This is a genomic window from Janibacter terrae NBRC 107853, assembly GCF_001591405.1.
Taxonomy (GTDB): domain Bacteria; phylum Actinomycetota; class Actinomycetes; order Actinomycetales; family Dermatophilaceae; genus Janibacter; species Janibacter terrae.
Map to the genome: position 1 here is coordinate 352,591 of NZ_BCUV01000006.1, position 25,941 is coordinate 378,531.

The 25,941-nt window shown below is 71.5% G+C and carries 28 protein-coding genes and 1 pseudogene; 12 read left to right on the forward strand and 17 right to left on the reverse strand.

Annotated elements, in window-relative coordinates:
- The first annotated feature begins 241 nt into the window (after positions 1-241).
- Both JT1_RS06935 and JT1_RS18900 read left to right on the forward strand, forming a co-directional pair.
- Positions 242-841: a DUF6318 family protein gene (locus JT1_RS06935; RefSeq protein ID WP_068324914.1), complete on the forward strand. Its 600-nt coding sequence runs from the start codon at positions 242-244 to the stop codon at positions 839-841.
- Positions 838-1,833: a hypothetical protein gene (locus JT1_RS18900; protein WP_068324915.1), complete on the forward strand. Its 996-nt coding sequence runs from the start codon at positions 838-840 to the stop codon at positions 1,831-1,833. The genes JT1_RS06935 and JT1_RS18900 overlap by 4 nt, the downstream gene beginning before the upstream one ends.
- A gap of 126 nt (positions 1,834-1,959) precedes the next feature.
- On the opposite strand, the gene JT1_RS06945 is transcribed toward JT1_RS18900, so the two are convergent.
- Genes JT1_RS06945 through JT1_RS06970 form a run of 6 tightly spaced genes read right to left on the reverse strand, consistent with a single transcriptional unit; the run spans position 1,960 to position 8,172 of the window.
- Positions 1,960-3,378 (reverse strand): tryptophan-rich sensory protein, encoded by a 1,419-nt coding sequence (locus tag JT1_RS06945; protein WP_068324916.1) that lies wholly within the window; start codon positions 3,376-3,378, stop codon positions 1,960-1,962.
- A 7-nt stretch (positions 3,379-3,385) separates the two neighbouring features.
- Positions 3,386-4,108: a CPBP family glutamic-type intramembrane protease gene (locus JT1_RS06950; RefSeq protein WP_068324917.1), complete on the reverse strand. Its 723-nt coding sequence runs from the start codon at positions 4,106-4,108 to the stop codon at positions 3,386-3,388.
- Positions 4,105-4,857 carry an SDR family NAD(P)-dependent oxidoreductase gene (locus tag JT1_RS06955; RefSeq protein ID WP_068324918.1) on the reverse strand — a complete coding sequence of 251 codons (753 nt, stop codon included), beginning with the start codon at positions 4,855-4,857 and terminating at the stop codon, positions 4,105-4,107. The genes JT1_RS06950 and JT1_RS06955 overlap by 4 nt, the downstream gene beginning before the upstream one ends.
- Positions 4,854-6,131 carry an SAM-dependent methyltransferase gene (locus JT1_RS06960; protein WP_068324919.1) on the reverse strand — a complete coding sequence of 426 codons (1,278 nt, stop codon included), beginning with the start codon at positions 6,129-6,131 and terminating at the stop codon, positions 4,854-4,856. Before JT1_RS06960 ends, JT1_RS06955 begins: the two co-directional genes overlap by 4 nt.
- Positions 6,128-6,886, reverse strand: coding sequence for a DUF1365 domain-containing protein (locus JT1_RS06965; protein WP_068325467.1), 759 nt, complete (start codon positions 6,884-6,886; stop codon positions 6,128-6,130). Before JT1_RS06965 ends, JT1_RS06960 begins: the two co-directional genes overlap by 4 nt.
- Positions 6,883-8,172, reverse strand: a complete 1,290-nt coding sequence (locus JT1_RS06970) for an NAD(P)/FAD-dependent oxidoreductase (protein WP_068324920.1) — start codon at positions 8,170-8,172, stop codon at positions 6,883-6,885. The genes JT1_RS06965 and JT1_RS06970 overlap by 4 nt, the downstream gene beginning before the upstream one ends.
- Positions 8,173-8,313: 141 nt before the next feature.
- On the opposite strand from JT1_RS06970, the gene JT1_RS06975 reads away from it, so the two are divergent.
- A complete protein-coding gene (locus tag JT1_RS06975; RefSeq protein WP_068324921.1) occupies positions 8,314-8,754 on the forward strand; it encodes an SRPBCC family protein in 441 nt (146 codons plus the stop codon).
- An 11-nt stretch (positions 8,755-8,765) separates the two neighbouring features.
- Positions 8,766-9,650: a MerR family transcriptional regulator gene (locus JT1_RS06980; RefSeq protein ID WP_068324922.1), complete on the forward strand. Its 885-nt coding sequence runs from the start codon at positions 8,766-8,768 to the stop codon at positions 9,648-9,650.
- Here JT1_RS06980 and JT1_RS06985 read toward each other — a convergent pair.
- On the reverse strand, positions 9,647-9,985 hold the full coding sequence (locus tag JT1_RS06985) for a hypothetical protein (protein WP_169701896.1): 339 nt from the start codon (positions 9,983-9,985) through the stop codon (positions 9,647-9,649). The genes JT1_RS06980 and JT1_RS06985 overlap by 4 nt on opposite strands.
- Positions 9,986-10,206: 221 nt before the next feature.
- Here JT1_RS06985 and JT1_RS06990 point away from each other — a divergent pair, with 221 nt between their 5' ends.
- From JT1_RS06990 to JT1_RS07025, 8 genes are all read left to right on the forward strand, one after another.
- Positions 10,207-10,884, forward strand: a complete 678-nt coding sequence (locus tag JT1_RS06990; protein ID WP_068324924.1) for an IclR family transcriptional regulator — start codon at positions 10,207-10,209, stop codon at positions 10,882-10,884.
- A gap of 88 nt (positions 10,885-10,972) precedes the next feature.
- Positions 10,973-12,184, forward strand: a complete 1,212-nt coding sequence (locus tag JT1_RS06995) for a homogentisate 1,2-dioxygenase (RefSeq protein ID WP_068324925.1) — start codon at positions 10,973-10,975, stop codon at positions 12,182-12,184.
- Positions 12,185-12,236: 52 nt separating this feature from the next.
- On the forward strand, positions 12,237-13,256 hold the full coding sequence (locus JT1_RS19140) for a DUF305 domain-containing protein (RefSeq protein ID WP_369407435.1): 1,020 nt from the start codon (positions 12,237-12,239) through the stop codon (positions 13,254-13,256).
- A gap of 76 nt (positions 13,257-13,332) precedes the next feature.
- Positions 13,333-13,818, forward strand: coding sequence for a DUF411 domain-containing protein (locus JT1_RS07005; protein ID WP_068324926.1), 486 nt, complete (start codon positions 13,333-13,335; stop codon positions 13,816-13,818).
- A 22-nt stretch (positions 13,819-13,840) separates the two neighbouring features.
- Positions 13,841-15,172, forward strand: a complete 1,332-nt coding sequence (locus tag JT1_RS07010) for an MFS transporter (RefSeq protein ID WP_068324927.1) — start codon at positions 13,841-13,843, stop codon at positions 15,170-15,172.
- 32 nt (positions 15,173-15,204) lie between these two features.
- Positions 15,205-16,629: an MFS transporter gene (locus JT1_RS07015; RefSeq protein ID WP_255218279.1), complete on the forward strand. Its 1,425-nt coding sequence runs from the start codon at positions 15,205-15,207 to the stop codon at positions 16,627-16,629.
- Between the two features lie 67 nt (positions 16,630-16,696).
- Complete coding sequence (gene kynA / locus JT1_RS07020) at positions 16,697-17,482, forward strand: tryptophan 2,3-dioxygenase (protein ID WP_211596787.1); 786 nt, start codon at positions 16,697-16,699, stop codon at positions 17,480-17,482.
- Positions 17,479-18,702, forward strand: coding sequence for a kynureninase (locus JT1_RS07025; RefSeq protein ID WP_068324929.1), 1,224 nt, complete (start codon positions 17,479-17,481; stop codon positions 18,700-18,702). The genes kynA and JT1_RS07025 overlap by 4 nt, the downstream gene beginning before the upstream one ends.
- Here JT1_RS07025 and JT1_RS07030 read toward each other — a convergent pair.
- From JT1_RS07030 to JT1_RS07070, 10 genes and pseudogenes are all read right to left on the reverse strand, one after another.
- Positions 18,692-19,426, reverse strand: coding sequence for an alpha/beta hydrolase family protein (locus JT1_RS07030; protein ID WP_068324930.1), 735 nt, complete (start codon positions 19,424-19,426; stop codon positions 18,692-18,694). The genes JT1_RS07025 and JT1_RS07030 overlap by 11 nt on opposite strands.
- A gap of 3 nt (positions 19,427-19,429) precedes the next feature.
- Entirely contained in the window at positions 19,430-20,137 is a 708-nt protein-coding gene (locus tag JT1_RS07035; protein ID WP_068324931.1) for an ABC transporter ATP-binding protein, read from the reverse strand.
- Positions 20,134-20,913: an ABC transporter ATP-binding protein gene (locus tag JT1_RS07040; RefSeq protein WP_068324932.1), complete on the reverse strand. Its 780-nt coding sequence runs from the start codon at positions 20,911-20,913 to the stop codon at positions 20,134-20,136. The genes JT1_RS07035 and JT1_RS07040 overlap by 4 nt, the downstream gene beginning before the upstream one ends.
- Complete coding sequence (locus tag JT1_RS07045) at positions 20,913-21,920, reverse strand: branched-chain amino acid ABC transporter permease (RefSeq protein WP_068324933.1); 1,008 nt, start codon at positions 21,918-21,920, stop codon at positions 20,913-20,915. The genes JT1_RS07040 and JT1_RS07045 overlap by 1 nt, the downstream gene beginning before the upstream one ends.
- The gene (locus tag JT1_RS07050; protein ID WP_068324934.1) at positions 21,917-22,783 is read right to left on the reverse strand and encodes a branched-chain amino acid ABC transporter permease; all 867 of its coding nucleotides are present in this window, start codon (positions 22,781-22,783) and stop codon (positions 21,917-21,919) included. The genes JT1_RS07045 and JT1_RS07050 overlap by 4 nt, the downstream gene beginning before the upstream one ends.
- A gap of 34 nt (positions 22,784-22,817) precedes the next feature.
- Positions 22,818-23,969, reverse strand: a complete 1,152-nt coding sequence (locus JT1_RS07055; RefSeq protein ID WP_255218280.1) for an ABC transporter substrate-binding protein — start codon at positions 23,967-23,969, stop codon at positions 22,818-22,820.
- 183 nt (positions 23,970-24,152) lie between these two features.
- Positions 24,153-24,848: an MOSC domain-containing protein gene (locus JT1_RS07060; RefSeq protein ID WP_255218281.1), complete on the reverse strand. Its 696-nt coding sequence runs from the start codon at positions 24,846-24,848 to the stop codon at positions 24,153-24,155.
- Between the two features lie 14 nt (positions 24,849-24,862).
- Positions 24,863-24,949 (reverse strand): annotated as a pseudogene (locus JT1_RS18905) (MOSC N-terminal beta barrel domain-containing protein); the annotation flags it as partial.
- A 31-nt stretch (positions 24,950-24,980) separates the two neighbouring features.
- Positions 24,981-25,430, reverse strand: a complete 450-nt coding sequence (locus tag JT1_RS07065) for a hypothetical protein (RefSeq protein WP_068324936.1) — start codon at positions 25,428-25,430, stop codon at positions 24,981-24,983.
- A 24-nt stretch (positions 25,431-25,454) separates the two neighbouring features.
- On the reverse strand, positions 25,455-25,820 hold the full coding sequence (locus JT1_RS07070; protein ID WP_068324937.1) for a hypothetical protein: 366 nt from the start codon (positions 25,818-25,820) through the stop codon (positions 25,455-25,457).
- Positions 25,821-25,941: the final 121 nt, after the last annotated feature.

The window sequence follows — 25,941 nt, forward strand, 5'->3', positions numbered from 1 at the left end:
GCGGCGACGTCCCCGAGGGCCAAGGGTGACCGCTCGGTAGTGAGGCGAACGGTCCCCTCCGCACGCTCGGCGGCGCCGCCCTCCGTGGATCGTGACCGGCCTCTGACGGGCACCTGACGACCCTGTGACCGTGGCCTCCTGTGGAAACTCGAGATGCGGCCTGCGCGGATTTCACTACCGTTGGAGTCAGTTCTTCGGGGGCCCTCGGCGCTGCCCCGATCGTCGACGAAGGGGAGATCCCGTGCAGTTCTCGCGTGGAGCGGCAGCCCTGGCCGCCACGGCCGTCCTGACCGGCGGCCTGGCCGCCTGCGGTGAGGACGAGCCGACCGAGCCCACCACGACGGCCTCGCCCATCGAGGTCGACCCCAGCTCGAGCAGCTCGTCCGGCCCGAGTGTGTCGCCGACCTCGACCGGAGCCGGCGCCGAGATGCCGAAGGACCTGCCGGCGGCTGCTCGTAAGGAGACCAAGGCGGGCGCTGCGGCTTTTGGGAAGTACTACTACGAGGCGATGGGCGACGCTTCGCACACCGGCGAGACGGAAGAACTGGTGAAGCTCAGTCTGAAATCGTGCCCGCCGTGCGAACAGGTCCTCGACGACATCGAAGCCGACGCCAAGATCAACCGGACCCGAGGCGAGGACCCCTACCGCTTCGCCAATGTCAGGGCAACAAAGCGGCCAGATGCGGGGTACAAGGTGTCTATGGACGTCACAGTGCGCGCCCACAAGGTCTACGAGGACGGCAAAGTCATCGGATCGGTCGATCCGCTGCAGTACAAGTTGACTGAGCACGTCATCTGGTCCAACGGGCGCTGGCAAGTCTCCGACTGGGTCATTTCGTGATCCGCGCAGGCGCAGCCCTGATCGTCGGGCTCATTGTTGCGGAGAGCACGATCACGAGTGCTTGGGGAGGCCCGAATGATCCGCCGGTCGACGTCAAGTTCACGGATCGAGGCGTACAGGGCGCCGCGAGCGTTCATCGGGACTTTACGGGCGCGCCTGGAACGTCCAAGGGCGGGAAGGCCGGCACAGCACCAGCCATCGACCCCAGCACGCCGCGTTCGGCCCACATCACAGGGACGAACGTCAAGGGCCCCGCGGTCAAGGACAGGGTCGAGGTCAAGTACCTCCCCTGTGACAACTCGACGTCCCAGTGCGACGGCACCCGCGCCGGGTGCATCACCGAGTCGGGCAACCCCAACAACTTCGACCTTCCTGTCACCACCCACGTCAGGGTCAACGACGGGCCGTGGCAGTCCACGGGTCGGGTCACGTGCGGGCCACCCGACGCCGTCACCATCCCCGGCGGTCCCGGGCAGCCGCCCGTCACCATCCCGGCCCCGGCAGCGCCGCCCGTCCCGACCCTGGCCCAGATCCAGACCGCCTTCCGCGAGCTGCCCTTCAGCAAGCCCAGCGTCACCATCCAGCCCAAGGGCCTGCGCACCCTGAAGAACTTCACGAACTTCTACGCCGCCTCATGGCCTGACGACACCGGGCTGCAACCCGGCGAGACGAGCAGGACGATCAAGCTGCTCTCCTGGAACATCGAGTTCAAGGTCGCCGCCCGCGACTACCGCTACCACTTCGGCGACGGACAGACCTCCGTCTGGACCAGCAGCACCGGCGGCACCTACCCCGACGGCGACATCACGCACCAGTACGCCGGCACCGGCGACAAGCAGGTCAAGGTCGACGCCCGCCTCACCGGCCAGTACCGCGTCAACGGCGGTCAGTGGCAGGACATCGCCACCGTCGCCGACCTCCAGGACGAACCACTCGACACCCTCCAGGTCTTCGGCACCAAGACCCAGCTCGTCGCCGACGACACCCACTGACCCGCGCGTCGTACGGCAGTTCGCGTCCGGACCAACGAGATCCCGGGGCGCAGACCCCCTTCGTCGCTCGAACTGCCGCGCGACGCGCCGTGCAGTGGGAGGCCGGTCCCGACACCAACTGACCCGCTACCGGTTGCGCCGCGCGATCGCCGTCGACAGCACCGCGGCGAACCCCGTCCAGGCCGCGTACGGCACGAGCGCCCAGCGGGTGCGCCCACCGGCGGCGGAGGCACGCCGCGCCAGGTCGGCCGAGCTCGCCGCGAGCACCCCGGCCTCGACGGCCGCGAGCGCCGGGCGGCGCACCCGCCAGAAGACGACGCTCCACCCGGTGTTGAGCACGAGGTTGGTCCACAGCGCCCGCCGGTAGCGAGCCGCCTCGTCGAAGCGCCCCTCCTCCTCGAGCCGGACGAGCGTCGCGGCCGAGGTGACGGCGATGTCGGCGTAGAGCGGGGTCCACACGAGGGGGAAGGCGAGCTTCGGCGGCTGCCACGAGGGCAGGTCGAGCGAGCGGTACCACCGGCTGTCCGGCTGGGTCGCCGCCGCACCGACGGCCGCGCTGGCGACCGTCGCCGCCGTCACCGTCAGCGCATCCCGCAGTGCGTGGTCGGGCCGGGTGCCGCGCATCGCCCGGCGCACCGCGTCGTCGAACCCGGTGAGTCCGCCCTCGGGGAGGCCGACGAAGTCGTCGAGGTCATGCTCCCGGCGCACGACCTCGTGCACGAGGCTGCCGACGAGCGGCTTGGCGACATCCGCCTCGACCGGCGTGATGAGCCCGACCCAGTGGCTGGCCAGCCACGGCGTGAGCACCGGGACCCCCACGATCACCCGTCGCCGCAGCCCGTTGACCCGCGCGAAGCGCTGGATCATCTCCTCGTACGTGAGCACCTCCGGCCCGCCGATGTCGAAGGTGCGGTTGACGTCCGCGGGCAGCCGCGCCGCCCCGGCGAGGTAGTGCAGGGCGTCGTCGACGGCGATCGGCTGGATCCGGTTGCGCAGCCACTGCGGCGCGACCATCGCCGGCAGCCGCTCGGTGAGGTAGCGCAGCATGTCGAAGGAGACCGACCCGTCCCCCAGCACGACCGCGGCCTGGAGCACGGCCGCCGGCACGGGGCTGTCGAGGAAGACCTCCCCGACCTCGACCCGGGAGGCCAGGTGCACCGACAGGTCCGCACCCTCGGGGTGCAGACCGCCGAGGTAGACGATCCGCCCGACCCCTTCGTCCGCGGCTGCCGACGCGAAGCCCTCGGCGAGCTCACGGTCCCGCCGGGCGAGGTCACCGCCGCCGTCCATCGAGTGCACGAGGTAGTAGGCGACATCGACACCCGCGAGCGCCCGCCGCAGGTCCTCGCCGGACGTCGCGTCGCCCTCGACGACCTCGACCCGGTCGGCCCAGTCGTGGCTGCGCAGCTTGCCCGCGGATCGGGTGAGCACCCGCACGCTCCAGCCGTCGTCGAGCAGGCGGGGCACGAGCAGGCCCCCGATGTAGCCGGTCGCGCCGGTGACGAGCACCGTGCCGGGGGCGAAGGAAGCGGAGGTCGAGTTCATGGGTCGGTCACCTCAGGAGGTCGAGGACGGGCGGGAGGAGGAAGAGCATCGAGCTGGACCAGATGACGTGCGTGAGGATCGGGGCGAGGATCCCGCCGGTGACCCGCCGCTGCGCCCCGGTCAGCAGACCGAGGAGGAGCGCGGCGAAGGTGAGCAGCAGGTTGCCGGTCGCGGCGGTGACGAGGACGTAGACGGCAGTGGTGATGGCGATCGGGTGCCTGCGCCCGACGGAGGCGAAGAGCGCACCGCGGAAGAAGAGCTCCTCGCCGATGCCGGTGATGACGGTGATCGCCCAGACGAGCGGCAGCGACCCGTAGCGGGCGTGGTCGAGGACGTCGTCGACGAGCTCGGCCAGCCACGGCACCCGGCCCACGACGAGCGCGCCGGCGAGGAAGATCGCGACGGCGAGCAGGGCCAGGGCGATCGGCTGCACGACCGGCCGGGCGAGGTCCGACTCGCGCGTGTGCGCCCACCCCACGTGCAAGCGCCCTGCGGCGGTCCCCCCGATGATCCACACCAGGGCCAGCGCGAGCCCGCCGAGGTAGAACGCGTCGTCACCCGGCGGGATGCGCAGGGTGACCGCGAGGACGACCGTGCCGACGAGGAGCGTCGCGACCGTGACCACCCGGCGCCGGCGCACGAGGGCGTCCGGCTCGGTGTGGTCGCGCGGCACCGGGGCGACCAGCGCCGCGGCGACGAAGGCGCGCAGCTCGCCGACGGGGTCGATCACGAAGCGCGGGCCAGACGGGCCGTGATCATCGCCCACACCCGCTCGGGCAGCACGCGGGCGACCTTCATCGTCGCGGCCATCCGGCGGGGGAAGACGATCTCGACCTTGCCCCCTTCGAGCCCGTCGGCGATCTCCGTGGCCGCCTCCTCGGGCTCGATGATGAAGGGCATGGGGAAGGAGTTGGTCTCCGTCATGTCCGTGCGCACGAACCCCGGGCAGACGGTCGTGACGCGGACGTCCTTCGTCGACAAGGAGGCGCGCATCGACTGCAGCAGGTTGATCTGCGCGGCCTTGGTCGCGCCGTAGGCCTCCGACCCGGACAGCCCGCGGTATCCGGCGACGGACGCGATGCCGACGAGGTGCCCGTGGCGGGCGGCGACCATCTCGGGCACGGTCGCGGCGATGACATTGCCGAGCCCGAGGAGGTTGACCCGGATGTGCGTCTCGTACTCGTCGGCCAGCCACTCGTCGGCGGTGAAGGTGTGCCAGTAGCCCACCGACCAGATGACCATGTCGATGGGGCCGATCTCGCGGCGCACCTGCGCGGCCGCCTCCCGGGTCGCGGCGGCGTCGGTCGCGTCGAGCGCGACCGTGGCGAAGCGGCCCTGCGCGACCTCCTCGAGGCGCTCCTCCCGGCGGGCGCTGATCGCCAGGATCGCCCCCCGTCGGTGCAGCTCCTCGGCGAGGGCGGCACCGATGCCGCTCGAGGCGCCGACCAACCAGATGCGCTGTCCGACGATGCTGCTCATGCCTGCTCCTGCCTCTCGAACCGGATCTGGGCGACGTCGAGGTAGTCGGCGGCGAACCCCGCCTCGCAGTACGCGAGGTAGAACTCCCACTTGCGGCGGAAGGTCTCGTCGAAGCCCGCCGCGGCGATCGTCGACCACTCCTGGTCGAACGTACGCCGCCAGCGCCGCAATGTCTCGGCGTAGTCCCGGCCGAAGCGGTGGGTCGAGGTCACCCGCAGCGACGTGTGCCGTGCGGTCGTCTCCTCGATGGCCTCCTCGGAGGGGATGAGCCCGCCGGGGAAGATGTGCTTCTGGATCCAGCCGTACGAGCGGCGGGTCGCGAGGTAGCGCTCGTGCGACATGAGGATCGCCTGGATCGCGACGACGCCGCCGGGCGCGAGCAGGTCGTCGATCGCGCCGAAGTACGTCGGCCAGTACTCCTCGCCGACCGCTTCGATCATCTCGACGCTGACGATCGCGTCGAACTGCCCCGTCACCTCGCGGTAGTCCTGCAGCCGCACCTCGACCCGCCCGGCGAGCCCCGGCTCGTCGACATCGGCCGCGGCGATGCGCTCCCGGGCCAGGGCGGCCTGCTCCTGGGAGAGCGTGATCGTCGTGACGAGCGCCCCGCGGCGCGCCGCGGCGATCGCGAGCGAGCCCCACCCGGTGCCGATCTCGAGCACCCGCGAGCCGGCGCGCACGTCGGCGGTGTCGAGGATCGCCTCGATCTTCGCGTGCTGCGCCTCCTCGAGGCTCTGCTCGGTGAGCGTCCGCGAGCGGTCGAAGAGCGCCGAGCTGTAGCTCAGGGTCTCGTCGAGGAAGGCCTCGAAGAGGTCGTTGCTCAGGTCGTAGTGGGCCTCGATGTTCTTGCGCGAGCCGAGCAGCGTGTTGCGGGTGGCGCTCGGGATGCGTCGGTCGACGACGCGGCGCAGCCGGGCCAGCCCGGGCGGCACGAGCGTCGTGATCCGCTCGGCGAAGGGCACCAGCGCGTCCGCGAGGTCGGTACCGGGCGCCACCTCCCAGTCGCCGGCCATGTAGCCCTCGCCGAAGCCGATCTTGGGGTGGTGCGCCATCCGCTCGAAGAGCGCCGTCGGCCGCACGATCCGCAGCGTCGGGGCGTCGATGTCGCGTCCCCCGCCGAGGGTCGTGCCGTCGGGCATCGTCACCCGCACGGGCGCCCGCTCGAGGACCTTGGTGACGATCGGACGGGCGATGTGGGCCCGCACGCACCACGGACGAAGGGCGGGGCGGCTCAGGCAGATCGGTTGGTCGAGGGTGGGGGCTGCGGCGGTCATCGGACGTTCTCCTGGGAGTGGGGACGACGGGGCTGGATGGGGAGGCGGCGCAGCCACAGCCGGATGCCGTGGACGCGGATGAGGGCGCTGACGCGCCAGGTCATGAGGAGGTGGCGGGCGGCGGTGCGCCACACCGCGGTCGGCGTCGCCGGTCGGGGCACCCCGGTGGTCGTCGCGGTGAGCACGCGCCGGCTCTCCCGGTCGAGGCCGACCGTGACGGTGACCCGCTCGGCGTCGAGCCGCAGGCTCACCGCGTACTCGCCGCTCGTGTCGTTGAAGGGCGAGACGTAGAAGGCCTTGTCCGTGCGTGCGTGCCCGCGCTCGTCGACGTCGAGCAGGTAGGCGTGGCGTTCGCCGTAGGTGTTGTGCACCTCGAAGACGCAGGCGCGCAGGTCGCCGTCGGCGGTGAGGCACCAGAAGACCGTGAGCGGGTCGAAGACGTGCCCGAGCACCCGCGCGTTGGCGAGCATGACGACCCGGTCGCTCGTCTCGAGGGTCCTGCCACGGCGGGCGAGGAATCGCTCCAGGTCCCCGCGGATCCCGCCGCCGAGCCGCCCGCCGTCGAGGTGGTCGCGCGCCTCGATCCGGCTCAGGGCTCGCAGCGGTCCGCGGTAGCGCGGCAGGTCGTCGACGTCGACGAGCCACTGGTACTGCCGGTGGGTGAAGGCGTGCTCGAGGGGCGTGCGGCGCGTGTGGGCGACCGTCCCGACGACGAGGCTCGGCAGGGTCGGCAGCTCCGCGGTCGCGGCGCTCACCACCGCACCCCGAGGCGTTGCGCCGCCTCGACGCCGGACCGGCACCCGTCCTCGTGGAACCCCCAACCGAGGTGGGCCCCGGCGAAGGCGAGCCGGTCACCGCCGGCGGTCCGCAGCCGCGCGGCCGCGGCGACGGCCTCGCGCGTGAAGACCGGGTGCGCGTAGTCCATCCGCGCGATGACGTCCGTCTCGGCGAAGGGGGTGGGCGAGTTCAGCGTGACGAGGAACTGGTCGCCGCCCTCGTCGTACCCGTGCAGCCGGTTCATCCAGTAGCTGACCCGCGGCTGGACGGCGCCGCCGCACGTCGCGCTGCGGTAGTTCCACGACGCGCGGGCCCGCGGTGCGCTCGGCAGGTGCCGGGTGTCGCGGTGCAGGACGGTCTCGTTGCGGGTGTAGCGGATGGCGGCGAGGTCCTCCTTCTCCTGCGGCGTCGCGTCGGCGAGCAGCGCGAGCGCCTGGTCGGCGTGCGTCGCGACGACGACCTTGTCGAAGGGGGTCACCCCGGCGGCCGTGCGGACGTCCACCCCGTCAGCATGCCGGGTGAGGGAGGTGACGGGTGCGCTCGTGCGCACGTGACCGAGCCGCGCGGTCAGTGCGTCCACGTACGTCGCCGAGCCGCCGACGACCGTGCGCCAGGTGGGCGACCCCGTGACGCTGAGCATGCCGTGGTGCTCGAGGAAGGCGAAGAGGTGGCGGGCCGGGTAGTCGAGCGAGTCCTCGTCGCCGGAGGACCACACGCACGAGACGAGCGGCAGGGCGAAGTGGGCGACGAAGTACGGCGAGAAGCGGTGCTGCTCGAGGAACTGGCCCCACGTCGGGTCGGCGGCACTCCCCCCTTCGTCCTGCGCGAGGAGCGCCCGGGCGGCCCGGTGGAACCGCGGGATCTCGACGAGCATCCGCAGGAAGCGCGGGTCGGCGAGCCGCCGAGGCTGCGCGAGCACCGCACCCGCCCCGCGGCCGCCGGCCCAGGACAGGCCGCAGCCGTCGCAGGTGATCGACATGCTCATCTCGGTCGGACGGGTCGGCACGTCGAGCTCGCGGAAGAGCCGCAGCAGGTGCGGGTAGGTGCGCTCGTTGTGGACGATGAAGCCGCTGTCGACGCGGGCCCGGCCCCCGTCGCTCGTCGGGACCGTGTGGGTGTGGGCGTGCCCGCCGAGCCGGGAGTCGGCCTCGAAGAGGGTGACCTCGTGGGTCTGCGACAGCACGTGCGCCGCGGTGAGCCCGGAGACACCGGCGCCGATGACGGCGACGGTGGGCCGGGTGGGTCGGTCGCGCAGGTCGGTCATGGGGCTCTCCCGGGAGTGGACGAGGACGAAGGGGCACGAGGTGTTCGATGCCGACCCTGCCAAAGGATTGTTCAACCTTTGTCCAAAGGTTAGGATCGACGTCGAGCACCTGTCAAATGTTTGTCCAAGGATGAGGTCACCATGAAGATCACCCGCACCATCGAGGTCCCCGACACCGCCCCGTCGGCCGTCTACGCCTATCTCTCCGACTTCACCACGAGCGAGGAGTGGGACCCCGGCACGGTGACGACGACCCTCGTCGAGGGCGACGGCGGGATCGGCAGCCGGTACCGCAACCGCTCGGTCTTCCGCGGCCGCGAGACCGAGCTGACCTACGTCACGGTCGACCTGCAACCGGACCGCCTCGTCGTCATGCGCGGGGAGAACTCGACCGTCGTCGCGCGCGACACCATGTCGATCAGCCCCACGGCCGACGGCTCGGGGAGCGTGCTCGTCTACGAGGCGGACTTCACCTTCAAGGGACTGGCCCGGCTGGCCACCCCCTTCCTGCGCGGCTCGCTGGAGGGCCTCGGGGACGACGCCGAGGAGGCGCTCGCCCGCATCCTGCCCCGGCTGCAGTAAGGACTCCGCCGATGTACACGATCAAGCGCGCCGCGGAGCTGACCGGCATCCCGGCGGCGACCCTGCGCGCCTGGGAGCGTCGCTACGACCTCGTCGATCCCCAGCGCACCGAGTCCGGCTACCGCCTCTACGACGAGCGGACCGTCGACCGGATCCGCGAGATGGCGGCCCTCGTCGCCGACGGCTGGACCGCGAGCACCGCTGCGGCGGAGGTCGGGCGGCGCCACGCCGGTGAGGTCGCGCCGTCGTCGCCCGCACTCCCCGCCCCCTCGCGGACGCCGGCCGATGCCACGTGCGACCTCCTCGACGCTGCGGCCGCGATGGACCCGGCCGGGGTCGCCCGGGTCCTGGACGAGCGCTTCGCCGTGGCGTCCTTCGAGTCCGTGGTCGACGACTGGCTCATGCCGACGCTCGAGGCGGTCGGCGGGGCCTGGGCGGACCGGCGGATCTCCGTCGCCGGCGAGCACCTCGTCGCCCACGCCGTGCTGCGTCGGCTGGCCGCCGCCTTCGACGCCGCCGCCAGCCGCCCGGGTGGTCCGCGCGTCCTCGTCGGGCTGCCGGCGGGCGTGCACCACGAGCTGGGCATCTTCGCCTTCGCCGTCACCCTGCGGCGTCTCGGCGTCGACGTCGCCTACCTCGGCCCCAACCTGCCGGCCCCGGCCTGGCGGGCGGCCCTCGACGCCCACGGGGCCGAGTGCGCGGTCCTCGCCGTGCCGAGGGCCCAGGACGTGCCCGCCGCGCGCGAGGTGATCAAGGCGCTGCGCGGAGTCGATGCCGGCCTCGCCGTCTTCGTCGGGGGCGGCGCCCAGGCCGAGCTCGACGACGCGCAGGCCACCGCGCTCGGGCACGACATCGCGGCCGCCGCCACCCGCGTGGTGGCCTCGCTCACCGACTAGCGACCCTCCCCGGCGCTGCAGGCCAACAGGTTCCACCGGCCCTGAGCACCGGAGTCCAGCGCCTCGTCGAAGCCCACCGGCGTGATGACCACCTCGGCGCCCGGGTCAGCCGGGACCGTGAGGATCACGTCGTCGAGGCGGGCGTGCGCCGGGTCGACGCAGTCGGTGAGGCCGTGCGCCTCGGCGTGGGCGTGGGCCGCCTCGAGTGCGCCCGCCGGCACGGCAGGCGCCACCGTGCTCGGTCCAGCCGTGGTGAACTCCACCGCGGGCGTCTCCTGCACCACCTGGGTCGACAGGACGGCGACCCCGCCGACGAGAGCGGCCACGAATGCCACGACGGCAGACCTGATGAAGGATGTGAAGAACAAAGTCATCCCCCCGGATGTGTTGGTGGGGCTGGCGAGGACTCGACCGGCAGACCTCCCCGTCTGCCGGTACGAGCGTCCCTCGCTCCCCTGCGGTGTCCTGTGTGGACTCCTCACACACTGACAGCGACCACCGACAACGCCCCACGACGCAGGGCCCACCCCCTTCGCCTGCGTAGACTCCCGGTGCCATGAGCACCCTCCAGACGCTCGACCGCGGCCTCGAGGCGATCGACATCGTCTCGCGACGCACGGGTGGCGTCTCGCCGGCCGCCCTCGCCGACGAGCTCGGGGTGCACCGCGCCGGCGCCTACCGCATCCTCGCCACGCTCGAGCACCGCCACCTCGTGACGAAGGGGGGCGACGGCCTCTACCGCCTCGGCAGCGGCGCCCTCGTGGTGGCCGGCAGGTTCATGGCGCAGTACCGCTCGGCGGCGCAACCCGTCGTCCAGGAGCTCGCCGACCGCAGCGGCCTCACTGCCTTCGTCTCCATCGCCGACGGGGACGAGTCGGTCGCGATCGCGGTGGCGGAGCCGTCTGCCCGAGGATCCATCGGCATCAGCTACCGGGTGGGCACGCGCCACCCCCTCGACCTCGGCGCCGACGGGTTGGCCATCCTCGCCCAGCGGCCGCCGAGGGACGACGACCCCGCCGCGGTGCGCTCGGCCCGCGAGGACGGGTACTCCATCTCCCGCGGCGAGGTGCAGCCCGGCACCGCCGGCCTCGCGCTCGGCACCGGCCACGGTTCTGCCACCGAGGTGGAGAGCGCCATCGGCCTCATCGCCCTCGGCCACCCCGACGACCTCGTCGTCGCGATGCTCGTGCCCCTGCTGCAGGAGTCCCGGGCCGCGATCACGCGCCTCTTCTGACCGGCTCGAGCCTTGACCGGGCATCCTCCACGGGATAGCGTGTGCGCTGAGCGCACAATTCTGTGCGATATACGCACTAGGAGTGACCATGGCCCACTACCGCCAGGTCGGACCCGTGCCGGGCAAGCGGCACACCCTCTTCAAGGACGCGGACGGCAGGATCCTGTCCGAGGAGCTCATGGGCGAGGAGGGCTTCTCCTCCGACAGCTCGCTGCTCTACCACCGCCACATCCCCTCGGGCATCGTCGACGCCCGCCCGTGGGAGCTGCCCGACCAGACCCTCGTGCCCAACGAGCCCCTCCTCCCCCGGCACCTGAGGCTCCACGACCTCTTCGCCGACGAGGCGGTCGCGACGACCGACGCGGTGACCGGCCGTCGCCTCGTCCTCGGCAACGCCGACGTGCGCCTCTCCTACGCCCACGTCGGCGCGACCTCTCCCCTGTACAAGAACGCCATCGGCGACGAGTGCGTCTACGTCGAGCGAGGGTCGGCGCTGCTCGAGACCCAGTTCGGTGCGCTCGAGGCCACCGAGGGCGACTACGTCGTCATCCCGCGCGCCACGATCCACCGCTGGGTCCTGCGCACCGGCGAGACCGCTCGGCTCTACGCGATCGAGGCGAGCAGCCACATCGCCCCGCCCAGGCGCTACCTCTCCCGCTACGGCCAGCTCCTCGAGCACGCTCCCTACTGCGAGCGCGACCTGCACGGCCCGACGGAGCCGCTGCTCGTCGAGGAGCAGGACGTCGACGTCCACATCAAGCACCGTGGGCGCGGGCCGAGTGGCATGTCGGGCACGATCCACACGGTGCCGGAGCACCCCTTCGACGTCGTCGGCTGGGACGGGTGCCTCTACCCGTACACCTTCAACATCCGCGACTACATGCCGATCACGGGCAAGGTGCACCAGCCGCCGCCGGCGCACCAGGTCTTCGAGGGGCAGGGCTTCGTCATCTGCAACTTCGTCCCGCGCAAGGTCGACTACCACGAGCTCGCGGTGCCGGTGCCGTACTACCACTCCAACGTCGACAGCGACGAGATCATGTTCTACGTCGACGGGGACTACGAGGCCCGCAAGGGATCAGGCATCGGCAAGGGCTCGATCTCCGTGCACCCCGGTGGCCACGCGCACGGCCCCCAGCCGGGTGCCGTCGAGGCATCGCTCGGGGCGGACTACTTCGACGAGACGGCGGTCATGGTCGACACCTTCCGCCCGCTCGAGCTCGGCGAGGCCGGCATCGCCGTCGACGACGGCGTCTACGCCCGATCGTGGACCGGTGGGCGCTGGCTGGGTGGTCGGTGACCTGACGGGGGCCCTCGCACCGCCGATACCCTCGGGGGGTAAGTTGGGAGGCGTGAACACGGACCGGCGCCTCCTGCTCGGGCTCGCCGTGGCCGTCATCGCCGGCATCCTCGCGATGCACGGCTTCTCGGTCGGCCACCACTCCCCGACCGCGCCGGCCGGGACGAGCGCCACCCACGTCCACGCCCACGTCGGTGTGGACCAGCCCGGCTGCCACGCGCCGGACGGGAGCGACACGTGCACGGCCGCCACGGCCATGTGCCTCTTCGTCCTCCTGTCCCTGGTCCTCCTCGTGCCCGGACGTGGTCGCGCTGCGTGGCCCTGGCAGCCGCCGTGGCTGCGGTCCCCGCCGTCCCTCCCCCCCCGCCGCCGCCCCAGGAGACATCTTCGGCGTCTCCCTGACGAGGTTGTGCATCAGCCGGACGTGATCGACGCGTCCGTCACCGACCACACACCCCACGTCAGGAAGCGATCACCCATGCGCAAGCACACTGTCATCACGTCCCTGGCGAGCGCGGCCACGGCCGCTCTCGTCCTCACCGGCTGCGCCTCGTCCGACGAGGGTCCCGACACCGGGACCGCCTCGAGCAGCAGCACGACCGCACAGTTCAACCAGGCTGACGTCACCTACGCCCAGGGCATGACCATGCACCACCAGCAGGCCGTGGAGATGTCCGACATCGTCCTCGACAAGGAGGGCGTCGACCCGGACGTCGATCAGCTGGCCCGGGAGATCAAGAAGGCCCAGGGCCCCGAGATCACCACGATGGAGGGCTGGCTGAAGGACTGGGGCCACCCCATGGATCACGGGTCCGGCATGCCCATGGAGGGCGGGCACATGGACGGCATGGTGAGCGAGCAGGACATCACCAGGCTCGAGGACTCCGACGGGGCGAGCGCCTCGCGGCTCTTCCTCGACCAGATGATCGAGCACCACGAGGGCGCCGTCGACATGGCGGAGCAGCACCGCAAGGACGGGAAGAACCCCGCTGCTCTCGAGCTGTCGCAGGACGTCATCACCGACCAGAAGGCCGAGATCACGAAGATGCGCAAGATGCGCACCGCCCTCTGACCCGCTCTCCCCACCGCGGCCCGGCCGGTCGCCCGGCCGGCCGGGCCCACCCCCTTCGTCATCCGAAAGGTCCGACATGTCCACCATCACCCGCCGGTCCCTCCTCGCCCTCCCCCTCGGCGGCCTCCTCGCCGCCTGCTCGGGCCCGACCACCCCCGTCGACCGCCTCGCGATGACCGTCTACAAGGACGCCTCCTGCGGCTGCTGCGGCGGTTGGGTCACCCACGCCGAGGAGCACGGCTTCGCCATCACCACCGAGCTCCCCGACAACCTCGCGACGGTGTGGACGGAGCACGACATCCCGCTCGACCTCCAGTCCTGCCACCTCGCCCGCCACCGCGATGGCCACCTCTTCGTCGGGCACGTCCCGGTCCGGCACGTGCTCGAGTACCTCGCCGACCCGCCGAAGGGGGCTCGCGGCCTGAGCGTGCCCGCCATGCCCGTCGGGACGCCCGGGATGGAGCAGGGCGACCGGTTCGACCCCTACTCCGTCATGCTCATCACGAAGGGGGAGCCGCGGGTCTTCGCGAAGGTGTCCAGCCCTGCGGACCAGGAGGTCTGACCGGCCTACGTACATTGACCCCGTGACCACGACCGAGCGCCTCCACGCGCGCCTCATCAAGCGGGACCTCAAGGCCGAGGCCGAGATGCCCGGGGCGGCGCGTCGCCACGTGGCGGGCAACACCCTTCGCCTCGTCGGGGCCAACGCGCTCCAGAGCTCGGGCGACCAGGCCGTCAACGCGTCCACGGTCCTGCCGTGGCTCTTCCACGCGCTCGGCGTGCCCGCCGCTCTCACCGGCGTGCTGGTCCCCATCCGCGAGTCCGGGTCGATGCTCCCCCAGGCCTTCCTCACACCGCTCGTCGTCCGGGTCCGGCAGCGCAAGCTCGTCGTCGCGGCCGGCGCAGTGGTCCAGGCCGCGGCCGTCGCGGTCATGGCCGGCACGGCGGCGCTCGGCCACGGCCTGGTCGCCGGCCTCGTCATCGTCGCGGCGCTGGCCGTCTTCTCCCTCGGTCGCTGCCTGACCTCCATCGCCTCCAAGGACGTCCAGGCCAGGACCGTGCCGAAGGGAGAGCGCGGCCAGATCAACGGGCTCGCCACGACCGCCTCCGGGTTCGTCGCGATCACCCTCGGTCTCGGGGTCCGGGCCCTCGGCGAGGGCCTCGATGCCCGGACCCTCGCGGCGATCCTCGGTGCCGGTGCCGTGCTCTGGGTCCTCGTCGCCGCCGTCTGGGCGAGCGTGCGGGAGCCGGGACCCCTTCGAGACGGCCGCGAGCGGCCTCCTCAGGGAACGACCGGCGAGGGGTGGTTCGTCGAGACCATCACCCTGCTGCGCGAGGACCGCGCATTCCGCGCCTTCGTCACGGTCCGCAGCTTCCTGCTCGTGTCCTCGCTCAGCCCGCCCTTCATCGTCGCGCTCGCGGTGCAGGCCGGCGCCCCGGCGCTCACCGGCCTGGGCGGGTTCATCATCGCCTCGGGCCTCGCCGCGCTCCTCGGCGGACGCGTCTTCGGACGGATGGCCGACCGGTCGAGCCGTCGGCTGATGACGGCCGGCGCGGCCCTGGCCTCCCTCGTCCTGGTGGCACTCGTCCTGCTCGTCACGCTGCTCGACCTCGAGGGCGACGGCCGGCTCACCTACGCGATCTTCGTCGGCAGCTACTTCCTCGTGACGATGCTGCACACGGGCGTGCGCGTCGGGCGCAAGACCTACGTCGTCGACATGGCCGAGGGCGACCGGCGCACGACCTACGTGGCCGTCTCCAACTCGGCGATGGGCCTGGTGCTCCTCGTCGTCGGCGGGATCAGCTCGGCGATCGCCGGCCTGGGCGTCGAGTGGGCGCTCCTGTTCCTCGCGGGGCTCGGCGTGCTCGGGGTCGTCTCGTCGGCGCGGCTGCCCGAGGTCTCACGAGGCACCTGACCGGGGCGCGGGCGGCGGCCTACGCTGGGGCGGTGAGTGCGCCTGCCGGACGTCTGCGACTCGACTCCGCCCGGGGCCGCTGGATCCTGGTCATGACGATCCTCGGGTCCGGCATGGCGATGATCGACGCGACGATCGTCAACGTCGCCCTGCCGGACATCGGCCGCACCTTCGACGCACCCTTCGCCACCCTGCAATGGGTCGTGACGGGCTACGCGCTCACCCTCGCGGCCTTCATCCTCCTCGGTGGCGTGCTCGGCGACCGGTACGGCCGTCGGCGGGTCTTCGTCGTCGGGACCGTGTGGTTCGCGCTCGCCTCGGCCGCCTGCGGGCTCGCGCCGGACTCGGGGTGGCTCGTGGGCGCGCGGGCCCTGCAGGGCATCGGTGCCGCGCTGCTCACCCCGGGCAGCCTCGCCATGCTGCAGACCGCCTTCGTCCCGCTGGACCGCCCGCGCGCCATCGGCGCCTGGGCAGGGTACGGCGGCGTGGCGACCGTCATCGGCCCCTTCGTCGGTGGCTGGCTCATCGACGTCGCGTCGTGGCGCTGGGTCTTCCTCATCAACCTGCCGCTCGCCGTGCTCGTCCTGCTCATCGCGGCGCGACACGCCCCCGCCGACCACGGGACGGCACGCCCCGGCCGTCTCGACGTCATCGGCGCAGCACTCGGCGTGACCGCCCTGGCCACGGTCACATGGGCCCTCACGAGCAGCGGTGACGGGGGCCTCGACCGCAGCACGACGACCGCGGCCGTCGTCGGGGTCGTCGCCGGCATCGCCTTCGTCCTGCACGAAGGGAGGACCCCCGCCCCCATGCTCCCCCTCGGGATCTTCCGCTCGAGCAGCTTCTCGACGGTCAACGCGGTGACCTTCGTCGTCTACGGGGCGATGGGCGTCGTCTTCCTCCTGCTCGTGCTGCAGCTGCAGGTCGTCGCGGGCTGGGGCCCGGTCGCGGCCGGCGTCGCGAGCCTGCCGACGACGGTGCTCATGATGCTCCTGTCCGCCCGGTCGGGGGCGCTCGCGGCCCGCACCGGGCCGCGCGTGCAGCTCGCGCTCGGCCCGCTCGTCATGGCCGGTGGCGTGCTGCTCCTGCTGCGCGTGGGAGCCGACGCCGACTACGTGCGCGACGTGCTGCCGGGCGTGGTGCTCTTCGGCCTCGGGCTCTCGGCCATGGTCGCGCCGCTCACCGCGACCGCGCTCTCGACCGCCCCGGACGAGGCCGCCGGGCTCGCCTCCGGGGTCAACAACGCGGTGGCGCGCACGGGTGGGCTCCTCGGGGTGGCAGCCATCCCGCCGCTCGCCGGGCTCACCGGCCGCGTCGTCGAGGACCCGGCGGCCTTCACCGACGGCTACCGCACCGCGATGCTCGTCTCGGCGGCCATCATCGCCGCAGGGGGTGTGCTCGCCGGCGCGCTCCTGGGGTCCGGCACCGGGACGGGGACGGAGGCCGACAGACCCTAGTGTGGGTCGGGTGAGCGGGAACACACGAGACATCGAGGACGGCGTCCACCGCGACTTCCGGGAGGATATGTCCTACGGGTCCTACCTGGCGCTCGAGACGTTGCTGGACGCCCAGCGGCCGCTGAGCGAGCACCACGACGAGATGCTCTTCATCATCCAGCACCAGACCTCGGAGCTGTGGCTCAAGCTCGTGCTGCACGAGACCCGCTCGGCGATGGCGCTGCTCGCCGCCGACGAGATGCGCATCGCCCTCAAGCGCATCGCCCGGGTCAAGCACATCCAGCGCACGCTCACCGACCAGTGGTCCGTGCTCGCGACGCTCACGCCGACGGAGTACCAGGAGTTCCGGCCCTACCTCGGCCACGCGTCGGGCTTCCAGTCGTGGCAGTACCGGGGCGTCGAGTTCGCGCTCGGCAACAAGCACCCCGGCATGCTCCAGGTCCACGAGGCCGACCCCGCGGCGCACGCCGCGCTGACCGAGCTCCTCGAGGCCCCGAGCCTCTACGACGAGTTCCTCAGGTACCTCGCCCGCCGCGGCTACCCGATCCCCGAGCGCGTGCTGACGCGCGACGTCACGCGCGCCCACGAGATCGACCCCGAGCTCACCGCCGTCTTCACCGAGATCTACTCGCACGCCGAGGCCCACTGGGACGTCTACGAGGCCTGCGAGGAGCTCGTCGACCTCGAGGACAACTTCCAGCTGTGGCGCTTCCGGCACCTCAAGACCGTGCAGCGCACCATCGGCATGAAGACCGGCACCGGAGGCTCCTCCGGCGTGGGCTTCCTGCAGCGGGCGCTCGAGCTGACCTTCTTCCCCGAGCTCTTCGCGGTGCGCACGGAGATCGGTTCGTGAGCGCGAGCGCGCTGCGCGACCGGGCCGCCGCGCTCGACGCGGCCGACCCCCTTCGGCACTGCCGTGACCTGTACCTGCCGTCCGCGGGCCTCGTCGCCTACCTCGACGGCAACTCGCTCGGTCGGCCGCTGAGGGCCACCGCGGAGCGGATCACGCACCTCGTCGAGCACGAGTGGGCCGACCGACTCATCCGCTCCTGGGACGAGCGGTGGATGGAGCTGCCGCTGCGGCTCGGCGACCGCATCGGCGAGGTCTGCCTCGGCGCCGCACCCGGCCAGACCGTCGTCGGTGACTCCACGACCGTCATGCTCTACAAGCTCCTGCGCGCGGCCGTCGCCGCTGCCGGCCCCGACCGACCGGAGATCGTGCTCGACTCGGAGAACTTCCCCACCGATCGCTATGTGGCGCAAGGCATCGCGGCCGAGACCGGGGCACGTCTCGTGTGGCTCGAGCCGGACCCGGCGAAGGGGGTCACCCCCGACCTCGTGGCCGGCGCGCTCACCGAGCGCACCGGCGTCGTCCTGCTCTCGCACGCCGCGTACAAGTCGGCCTGGGTCGCCGACCTGCGGGCGATCACCGCCCTCGCGCACGACGCGGGCGCCCTGGTCCTGTGGGACCTCTGCCACTCCGTCGGCGTGCTGCCGTGCGACCTCGACGCGCAGGGCGTCGACCTCGCCGTGGGGTGCACCTACAAGTTCCTCGGCGGCGGGCCCGGCGCCCCGGCCTTCGGCTACGTCGCGGCCCGGCACCAGCGCACGCTGCGGCAGCCGATCCAGGGGTGGATGGGGCACGCCGAGCCCTTCGTCATGGGGCCGGGCTACGAGGCCGGGGCGGGGATGCGCGGGTTCATCTCCGGCACCCCGCCGGTGCTCGGGATGGTCGGGATCGAGGACACGGTCGACCTCATCGCGTCGGTGGGGCTGGATGCGGTGCGGGACAAGGCGACCCGTCTCGGACGCTTCGTCATCGACGCCGTCGACGACACCCTCGCCGAGCACGGGGTGCGGGTCGTCTCGCCGCGGGAGGACGCCGACCGCGGCGGGCACGTGACGATCGGCCACCCGCGGTTCCGCGAGGTCTACCGCGAGCTGTGGGCGGCCGACGTCGTGCCGGACTTCCGCGAGCCCGACGGGATCCGGCTCGGGCTCTCACCGCTCAGCACGTCGTACGGCGAGGTCGCCGAGGCGCTGCTGCGGATCGGCGAGGCGCTCAGCCGCTGACGGCGTCGAGCACCGCCGGCCAGTGCGGCGAGGTCGGGTCGACCGGGTCGAAGTGGTCGGCCCCTAGCAGCACCGTGCGCTCCCACCCCTGCGACTGACGAAGGGGGACGGTCCCGTCCGCGTCGCCGTGGAGGACGTGGATCCGTTGCGCCGCAACGGGATCGGCGGTGCGCAGCCGCGTGGGGTCGAGGCGCGCGTAGAGCGCGGGGGCCTCCTCGGGCGACGCGCCGACCCAGTCGAGGACTGCGTCGCTGCCCAGGTGCTCCGCAACGGCGGCGTCGAAGTCGGCGACGGGCGCCAGGGCGACGGCCCGCGTCGCGGGCAGGTGCGCCTGCAGCACCCGCCACATGACGAGCGCCCCGCCGGCACTGTGGCCGACCCACGCGGCGACGTCGTGACCCGCGCCGCGCAGGTGGGCGTCGAGGGCAGCGAGGTCGGTCGTCGTGGCCTCGGGGTCGCCGGGCACCCGACGGTACTCGGCCAGGGCGACGCGCCACCCGGCGCTCGCCAGTGCCGCGGCCATGGGTCGGGCGTGCGCCCGGTCCACTCCGGGGCGGAAGTAGCCCCCGTGGACGACGACGAGGGTGCGCGGGGCCGGGTCGGCGGTGGCCGGTGCGAGGACCTCGACGAGCTGGTCGGGCCCTGGCCCGTACGCCGTGGCGGCGCGGCCTGCGCCGCCTCCGTCACTCTGGAGGCGGCGCAGGGTCTCGTCCTCGGTGCTCACCGGTCAGACCCCGAGGTAGGCCTGCTGCACCGCAGGGTCGTCAGCCAGGTCGGCGGCGGGACCGGAGAGGACCACCCTGCCCTCCGCGAGGACGTACCCGGTGGTCGCGATCCTCAGCGCGGATCGCGCGTTCTGCTCTGCGAGCAGGACACCGATGCCCTCCCGGTTGATCCCGACGATGGCGTCGAAGACCTGCTGCGTGATGAGCGGTGCCAGCCCCATCGACGGCTCGTCGAGGATGAGCATCTTCGGGTCCGACATCAGCGCACGACCGATGGCCACCATCTGCTGCTGCCCGCCCGAGAGGGAGCCCGCGTTCTGGTGGCTCTTGTCGCGCAGGACGGGGAAGAGATCGTAGGTGCGCGCGAGGAGCTCACGCACGCGCTTCCTGTCCCGTCGACCGACGTAGGCACCGAGCGTGAGGTTCTTCTCCACCGACATCCGTGGGAAGAGGTGGCGTCCCTCGGGGCAGTGCGCGAGCCCCCTGCGCACGATCGTCGCCGGTCGGGCCCGGGTGGTCTCCTCTCCGTCGAACTCCACGCGTCCGCTGGTCGGCCGCAGGATGCCGCTCACCGTGCGGAAGAGCGTCGACTTCCCTGACCCGTTGGCGCCCAGGATGACCGTCAGCTCACCCGCCGGTGCGGTGATGTCGACCGAGTGCAGGACGTTGCCCGCGCCGTACCCGGCGCTCAGGCCGGTGATGCTCATCATGATGCTGCTCCTGCCGCGCCCGCGTCGGCACCGAGGTAGGCCTCGATGACGAGCGGATCGTTCCTGATCTCCTCCGGGGTGCCCATGGCGATGCGTTGACCGTGGTCCAGGACGACGATCTGGTCGGCCAAGTTCATCACCATCGACATCTTGTGCTCGACGAGGCAGACGGTGATCCCGCGGGCGACGATCTGCCGGATGAGCATCCCGAAGGACTCCGTCTCCTCGTCGGTGGTCCCGGCGGCGGGCTCGTCGAGGAGCAGCAGGACCGGCTCGGTGGCGAGCGCCTGGGCGATCGAGATCCGCTTCTGCGCCTCCTGCGGGAGGGTGGAGGCGATCTCGTCCCTCAGGTGCGCCGCGCCGACGAACTCGAGCTCGCTCATCGACCTCGCGAGGCTGCGCCGCTCGTCCCGCCGGTGCCGCGGCGTGTGCAGCACCGCGTCGAGCGCGTTGGACGTCGAGCGCACGACGCTGGCGGCCCGCACGTTGTCCAGGACGGTGGCACCCTCGAAGAGGTGCGTCGTCTGGAAGGTCCGGGCGATGCCCTCCCGCACCGTCTGGTGCGGGTGCATGCCGGTGATGTCCTTGCCCCGGAAGGTCACGGTGCCGGAGGTCGGCCGGTAGAACCCCGCGAGCAGGTTGAACAAGGTCGACTTGCCAGCGCCGTTGGGTCCGATGATCGCCGTGACGCAGCCCTCCGGGACGTCGAAGTCGACGTCCTTGACCGCGTCCAGGCCACCGAAGGCCTTGCCGAGCCCACGTACCTCGAGCAACATCACAGTCCCCTCTCCGTCGTGGTCGAGGCGACGGCGGCCTCGGGTGGCGAGGATCTGCGCCGTCGTCCCGCGATGAACTCGTTGAGGTACCCGACGATCCCACGCGGGGCGAAGATGACGAGCAGGACGATGATCGGGCCGAGCACGATGAAGCGGTAGGCCTCGAGATCCTGCAGCATCTCGAAGAGGAAGGCCACGAGGACGCTGCCGACGATCGGTCCCATGACCGTCCCCATCCCGCCGATGAGCAGGAAGAGGAGGAACTGGAAGGTCAGGTCGATCGACGCGGAGTCGGCGCCGATGAAGCCGTTGAGCGTGGCGAAGAGCCCGCCCGCCAGACCGGCCGTGCCCGCCGAGGCGGTGTAGGCCAGCTGCTTGCTCACGCCGACGTTGACCCCGATGGACTTCGCCAGGTCCTCAGAGGTGCGGATGGCCACGAGCGAGCGTCCCGCGTTGGAGCCGAGGATCGCGTGCGTCGTGTACGCCGCTCCGGCGAGGAAGAGCAGCACGAGGTAGTAGAGGGCCACCGGGTCCTCGAAGTCGATCGGACCGATGCCCTCGGGCAGCTTGATCCCGCTGACACCCGAGTGCGCGTGCGTCACCGACTCCCACCGGATGATGATGATGTAGATCAGGAACCCGAGCGCCATGGTGAAGATGGCGAAGTAGGCCCCCTGGGTCCGCAGGGCGATCAGCCCCGAGGCGTAGCCGAGCACCGTGGTGACGAGGACGGCGACCAGGAACGCGGTCCAGAAGGACCAGTCGTGGTCGGTCGTGGCCAGTCCCACGACGTAGGCACCGACACCGAAGAAGGCACCGTGGGCCAGGGACAGCTGCCCGGTCAGGCCGAGGATGATGTTCATCCCGTAGGCCGCGATCGCGTAGACCGCCGCCGTGGTGACGATGCGCAGCAGGTAGGGCTGGCCCTCGACGAGGAACGGCGCCACGAGGAAGGCGATGAGGACGACGGCGACGCCGAGGAGCCGTGGCTTGAGCATCGTGGTCATCGCTGCTCCACCATCCCGAAGAGCCCGGTCGGCTTGATCGCGAGCACGGCCATCAGGACGACGAAGACCGCCGCCTGCCCGGCGCCGACGGAGATGTAGGTCGAGGCCATGACCTCTGCCATCGCGATGACGAACCCACCGATGATGGCTCCGGGGAGGGAGCCGAGCCCGCCGAGGATGATGATCGCGAAGACGATGAGGCTCAGGGACTCCCCCATCCCGGGCGACAGCAGCTGGATCGGGGCGACGAGCCCCGCCGAGATCGCCACGAGGGCGAACGAGACGGCGAAGGTCAGCATCGAGACGACGTTGGGGTTGATGCCCACCAGAGCGGCACCGGTCCGGTCCTGCTCGATCGCCTCGATCGCCTGACCGTGCACGGACCTCTTGAGGAAGAAGGTCAGGGCGATCAGGACGACCATCGCGGTGACGATGATGATGATCCGCTGCCAGGAGATCTGCGCGCCGGCCACGGTCAGCCGCCCGTCGAAGGGGGACTCCATCCGTAGGAACCCGGTCCCCCAGACCTCTTGGACGACGGACGTCAGGAAGAACATCACGCCCACCGTCGCGATCATGTGGTGGGTGTGCGGCGCGTTGCGCAGCGGGTGGAAGATCAGCCGCTCGAAGACGACACCGATGGCCGCCAGCAGCACAGCCGCCAGCACGATGGCGACGACGTAGGGCAGCCCCACGTCGACGAGCAGGGTGTAGGTCAGGTACCCGCCGACCATGAAGAGCGCGCCGTGGGCGAGGTTGGGGAACCCGAGCACGCCGAAGACGAGGGTCAGGCCGATGGCGGCCAGGCAGTAGATGCCGCCGAGCGCCAGACCGTTGATGAGCTGCTGGATGAACAGGGTCATCCGTCACCTCCGTGGGGGTCGCTGGTCACCGGGCTCATTCCTTCGGCTGGTCGATGTCGAAGGTCTCGTACTCGCCCTTGTCGTTGCGGTAGGCCGCCTTGAGCCCGTCGGAGACGAAGTGGCCCTTGTCGGTGATGCTGTCGGGCGCGAAGGCGACCTTGAACTTGTCGTCGACCTCGCCGACGGCCTCGGGCATGGCCTCGCGGATGGCCTCCGGGTCGTCGGTGCTGCCGGCCTTCTTCATCGCCTCGACGAAGACGGGGAGCGACTGGTAGTTGAGCGCGATGTCGGCGTTGACCGGCTTGTCGGAAGAGAACTTCTCCTGGTACCGGGAGATGAAGTCCTCGGTCCCCTCGAACTCCTTGACGGGGGCGATGCCCACGGAGTTGTCGAGGTTCTCCGGCTCGGTGAACTCCTCCATCTCCTCGAACTTCGCCTGGTCGATGACCATGAAGGCACCGTCGTAGCCCTGCTTGCGGGCCTCCTCGATGATCAGCGCGGTCGGCTGCGAGGGGCCGCCGACGAGGATGACGTCGGGCTTGCCGGCGAGCGTCTTGGACACGGGTCCTGCGAAGTCGGAGACGGTGCCGTAGTCGATGTTGTTGTTGGAGAGCACCTGGCCGCCGGCGTCCTGCCAGCTCTTGGTCGCCGCCTTGGTCCACTCCTGGCCGAACTCGCTCGAGGTCGTGAGGAGGCCGAGCTTGCCCTTGCCCTTGGTGTCGACCTTGTCGATGAAGGGGTCGATGTAGCTGGTGAAGGACGGCGGGATCATCACGGTGAGCTCGTTGCCGCTGGAGAGGATGTCCGGGTCGGAGCTGTAGGCGCCGATGAGGAACTTGTCGCGCGAGGTGTTGAGCTCCTGGGCCGCCTTGATGCCACCAGCGTGCGGGACGAAGACGATCTTGGCGCCCTCCTTCTGCACGAGGCGCTGGGCGTTGGTCCCGGTGGTGCTCGGCTGGTACTGGTCGTCGAGGCTCTCGAGCTTCAGCGTGTACTGCTTGCCGTCGATCTCGACGCCCTCCTCGTTGAGGTCGTCGATCGCCATCTGCAGACCGTTCTGCACGTTGCGGCCGTACTCGGCAGCGCCGCCGCTGATCCCGGCGGAGTAGCCGATGACGAGGGTGTCGCCACCCGAACCGGCCCCTCCGTCGCTCCCCTCCCCGCCACAGGCAGCGAGAGCGAGCACCAGGCTTCCGCTCGCGGCCAGGGCGAAGGAACGGCGGACTCGGGACGAAGGAACAAGCGCCATCGGGAATCTCCTCGTTGAGAACCTCTGAAATGAATCTGTGTTCAGATTCAGTTTGCGAACGTAGTGGTGCCCCTCACAATTGTCAACGGCTGGCGTGCGACCCGCGTGTCGCAGGGCCCCTCAGGGTCCGGGGACGACCTCGTCGCCCAGCCGCAGCCCGCCCGCGCCGAGCGGGACCAGACGCGTGCCGAACCACGTCTTGCCCTCCCACCTGCGGTACTGCGAGAGCGTGCGGATCGGCTCCGGGCCCGTGGCCAGCGTGACCGGGTCGATCGTCGTCATGACGCAGCGGTCGCACACCTCGGCCGTCCGGTACCGGACGTCACCGATGCGCACCGTCGGCCACGCGTCCTCGACGAAGGCCTCCTCGCCGTCGATGACGACGTTGGGGCGGAAGCGCAGCATGCTGAGCGGCTCCTCGTCCGCGCCCACCCACTCCTGCAGCCGGGCGAGCGAGACCTCGGAGGTGAGCAGCAGCGGCCCGGCGTCCGCGAGCGAGAGGGTGTCGCCCTCGAGGCCCCCGTGCGCGCCGGACATCCGCCGGACCCGCGGGTCCTCCTGCCACACGAGGCGCAGCGGGCGACCCACCCGGTCGCTGATCCACTCGCTGACGTCCTGGTCCGCGGGCGGGGCGAATCCCTGACGGGAGTGGCTCACCGGGACCGGTGGGAGACCGAGCGGGACGTCGACGAGGATGCTCTCCCCTTCGTCGTGGATGCGGATGGTCTCCTCGTCGACCTGCTCGGCCCACAGGCGCAGCAGGGCGTGCTCCTCGCGGCGGTGACCTTTTCCCCCGCCGGGTCGACGAGCGCCCATCGTCGGTCCCCGGCCAGGCCCCACGGCTCGACCTGCGCCGAGTCGACGTCGGTGCCCCCGAGGGACTTGACCGGGTAGATCCGCAGCTGGGTGACGCGCATGCTCCCGATCGTAATGAGCAGGCCGGCGCCGTCAGGACTGGCGGGCGTGCTCGGCGGCGAGGACCGGGTGGACGTCGAGCGGGGAGGCGCTGATCGTCTGCGGGATCTCCACCGTCCGACCGTCCCGCAGGTGCAGCTCGACGACGGGACGTGCCGCCACCCGTCCGCGACCGACCGAGACGATGTGCGACCACGGGATCCACGCGCCGAGCTCGCGGATCCACACGCCCTCGGCGGCCGAGACGCGCACGTGGACGCCGGGACGCGCGAGCCTCCACACCGCGACGGGGATGCCGACGGCACCGAAGAAGACGATGAGCGCCACCCCGAGCATCCGCAGCAGTCCCTCGCCGCCGAGAAGGCACAGGCCGATGACGGTGAAGCCGAGGCAGAACATCAGGACGAAGACCATGCCCACGCGCGCGGCCCGGTACTCCAGCTCTTCGCCGCGGGCCAGCCGGGCGGCGTCGTCGGTGCTCATGGGGGACATGCTCCCCCACGGGTCTCATGCCCCGACGGGCACCTCGTCCTCGGAGATCTCCTCGGCGCCGGGCACCCCGGGCTCGAGGCGATGATCGCCCGCGCGCTGCAGGGCGAACCAGCCGCCGAAGAAGGCGCTGAAGATCCCCGCCTCGGTGTCCTTGACGACGATCTGCGCGCAGTGCCCCGCCTGGACCCGGAAGGCCACCGCACCCGAGGTCGTCAGCCCGTCCTTGAGGTAGAGCACGTGCTTGCCCGACGGGATGTCGTAGCGGACCGACGACTCGGACCCCCCGAGGACCCCGAGCTCGGTGGACCCGAGCATCACGTGCTTGCCTGCCAGGTGCTCCGGCGCGATGTCACCGGTGCTGATCTCGACTGCTGCGCCCATCGGGCACCTCCTGGTCTCGGTGGGCACGGTCGGGCGGCCGGGCCCTCACCCCCATGATGCTCCCCGGGCTGCGAGATGTCTCCCCATGACACCTGTCATTGCGCAGTCGTGACATCGGGGA

Excerpts from the sequence above, each read along its gene's own strand:
- JT1_RS06945 (WP_068324916.1), bottom strand. The coding sequence starts at position 3,378 with ATGAACTCGACCTCCGCTTCCTTCGCCCCCGGCACGGTGCTCGTCACC.
- JT1_RS06955 (WP_068324918.1), bottom strand. The coding sequence starts at position 4,857 with ATGAGCAGCATCGTCGGACAGCGCATCTGGTTGGTCGGCGCCTCGAGC.
- JT1_RS06960 (WP_068324919.1), bottom strand. The coding sequence starts at position 6,131 with ATGACCGCCGCAGCCCCCACCCTCGACCAACCGATCTGCCTGAGCCGC.
- JT1_RS06970 (WP_068324920.1), bottom strand. The coding sequence starts at position 8,172 with ATGACCGACCTGCGCGACCGACCCACCCGGCCCACCGTCGCCGTCATC.
- JT1_RS06975 (WP_068324921.1), top strand. The coding sequence starts at position 8,314 with ATGAAGATCACCCGCACCATCGAGGTCCCCGACACCGCCCCGTCGGCC.
- JT1_RS06980 (WP_068324922.1), top strand. The coding sequence starts at position 8,766 with ATGTACACGATCAAGCGCGCCGCGGAGCTGACCGGCATCCCGGCGGCG.
- JT1_RS06990 (WP_068324924.1), top strand. The coding sequence starts at position 10,207 with ATGAGCACCCTCCAGACGCTCGACCGCGGCCTCGAGGCGATCGACATC.
- JT1_RS06995 (WP_068324925.1), top strand. The coding sequence starts at position 10,973 with ATGGCCCACTACCGCCAGGTCGGACCCGTGCCGGGCAAGCGGCACACC.
- JT1_RS07005 (WP_068324926.1), top strand. The coding sequence starts at position 13,333 with ATGTCCACCATCACCCGCCGGTCCCTCCTCGCCCTCCCCCTCGGCGGC.
- kynA (WP_211596787.1), top strand. The coding sequence starts at position 16,697 with ATGTCCTACGGGTCCTACCTGGCGCTCGAGACGTTGCTGGACGCCCAG.
- JT1_RS07035 (WP_068324931.1), bottom strand. The coding sequence starts at position 20,137 with ATGATGAGCATCACCGGCCTGAGCGCCGGGTACGGCGCGGGCAACGTC.
- JT1_RS07040 (WP_068324932.1), bottom strand. The coding sequence starts at position 20,913 with ATGTTGCTCGAGGTACGTGGGCTCGGCAAGGCCTTCGGTGGCCTGGAC.
- JT1_RS07045 (WP_068324933.1), bottom strand. The coding sequence starts at position 21,920 with ATGACCACGATGCTCAAGCCACGGCTCCTCGGCGTCGCCGTCGTCCTC.
- JT1_RS07050 (WP_068324934.1), bottom strand. The coding sequence starts at position 22,783 with ATGACCCTGTTCATCCAGCAGCTCATCAACGGTCTGGCGCTCGGCGGC.
- JT1_RS07060 (WP_255218281.1), bottom strand. The coding sequence starts at position 24,848 with ATGGGCGCTCGTCGACCCGGCGGGGGAAAAGGTCACCGCCGCGAGGAG.
- JT1_RS07065 (WP_068324936.1), bottom strand. The coding sequence starts at position 25,430 with ATGAGCACCGACGACGCCGCCCGGCTGGCCCGCGGCGAAGAGCTGGAG.
- JT1_RS07070 (WP_068324937.1), bottom strand. The coding sequence starts at position 25,820 with ATGGGCGCAGCAGTCGAGATCAGCACCGGTGACATCGCGCCGGAGCAC.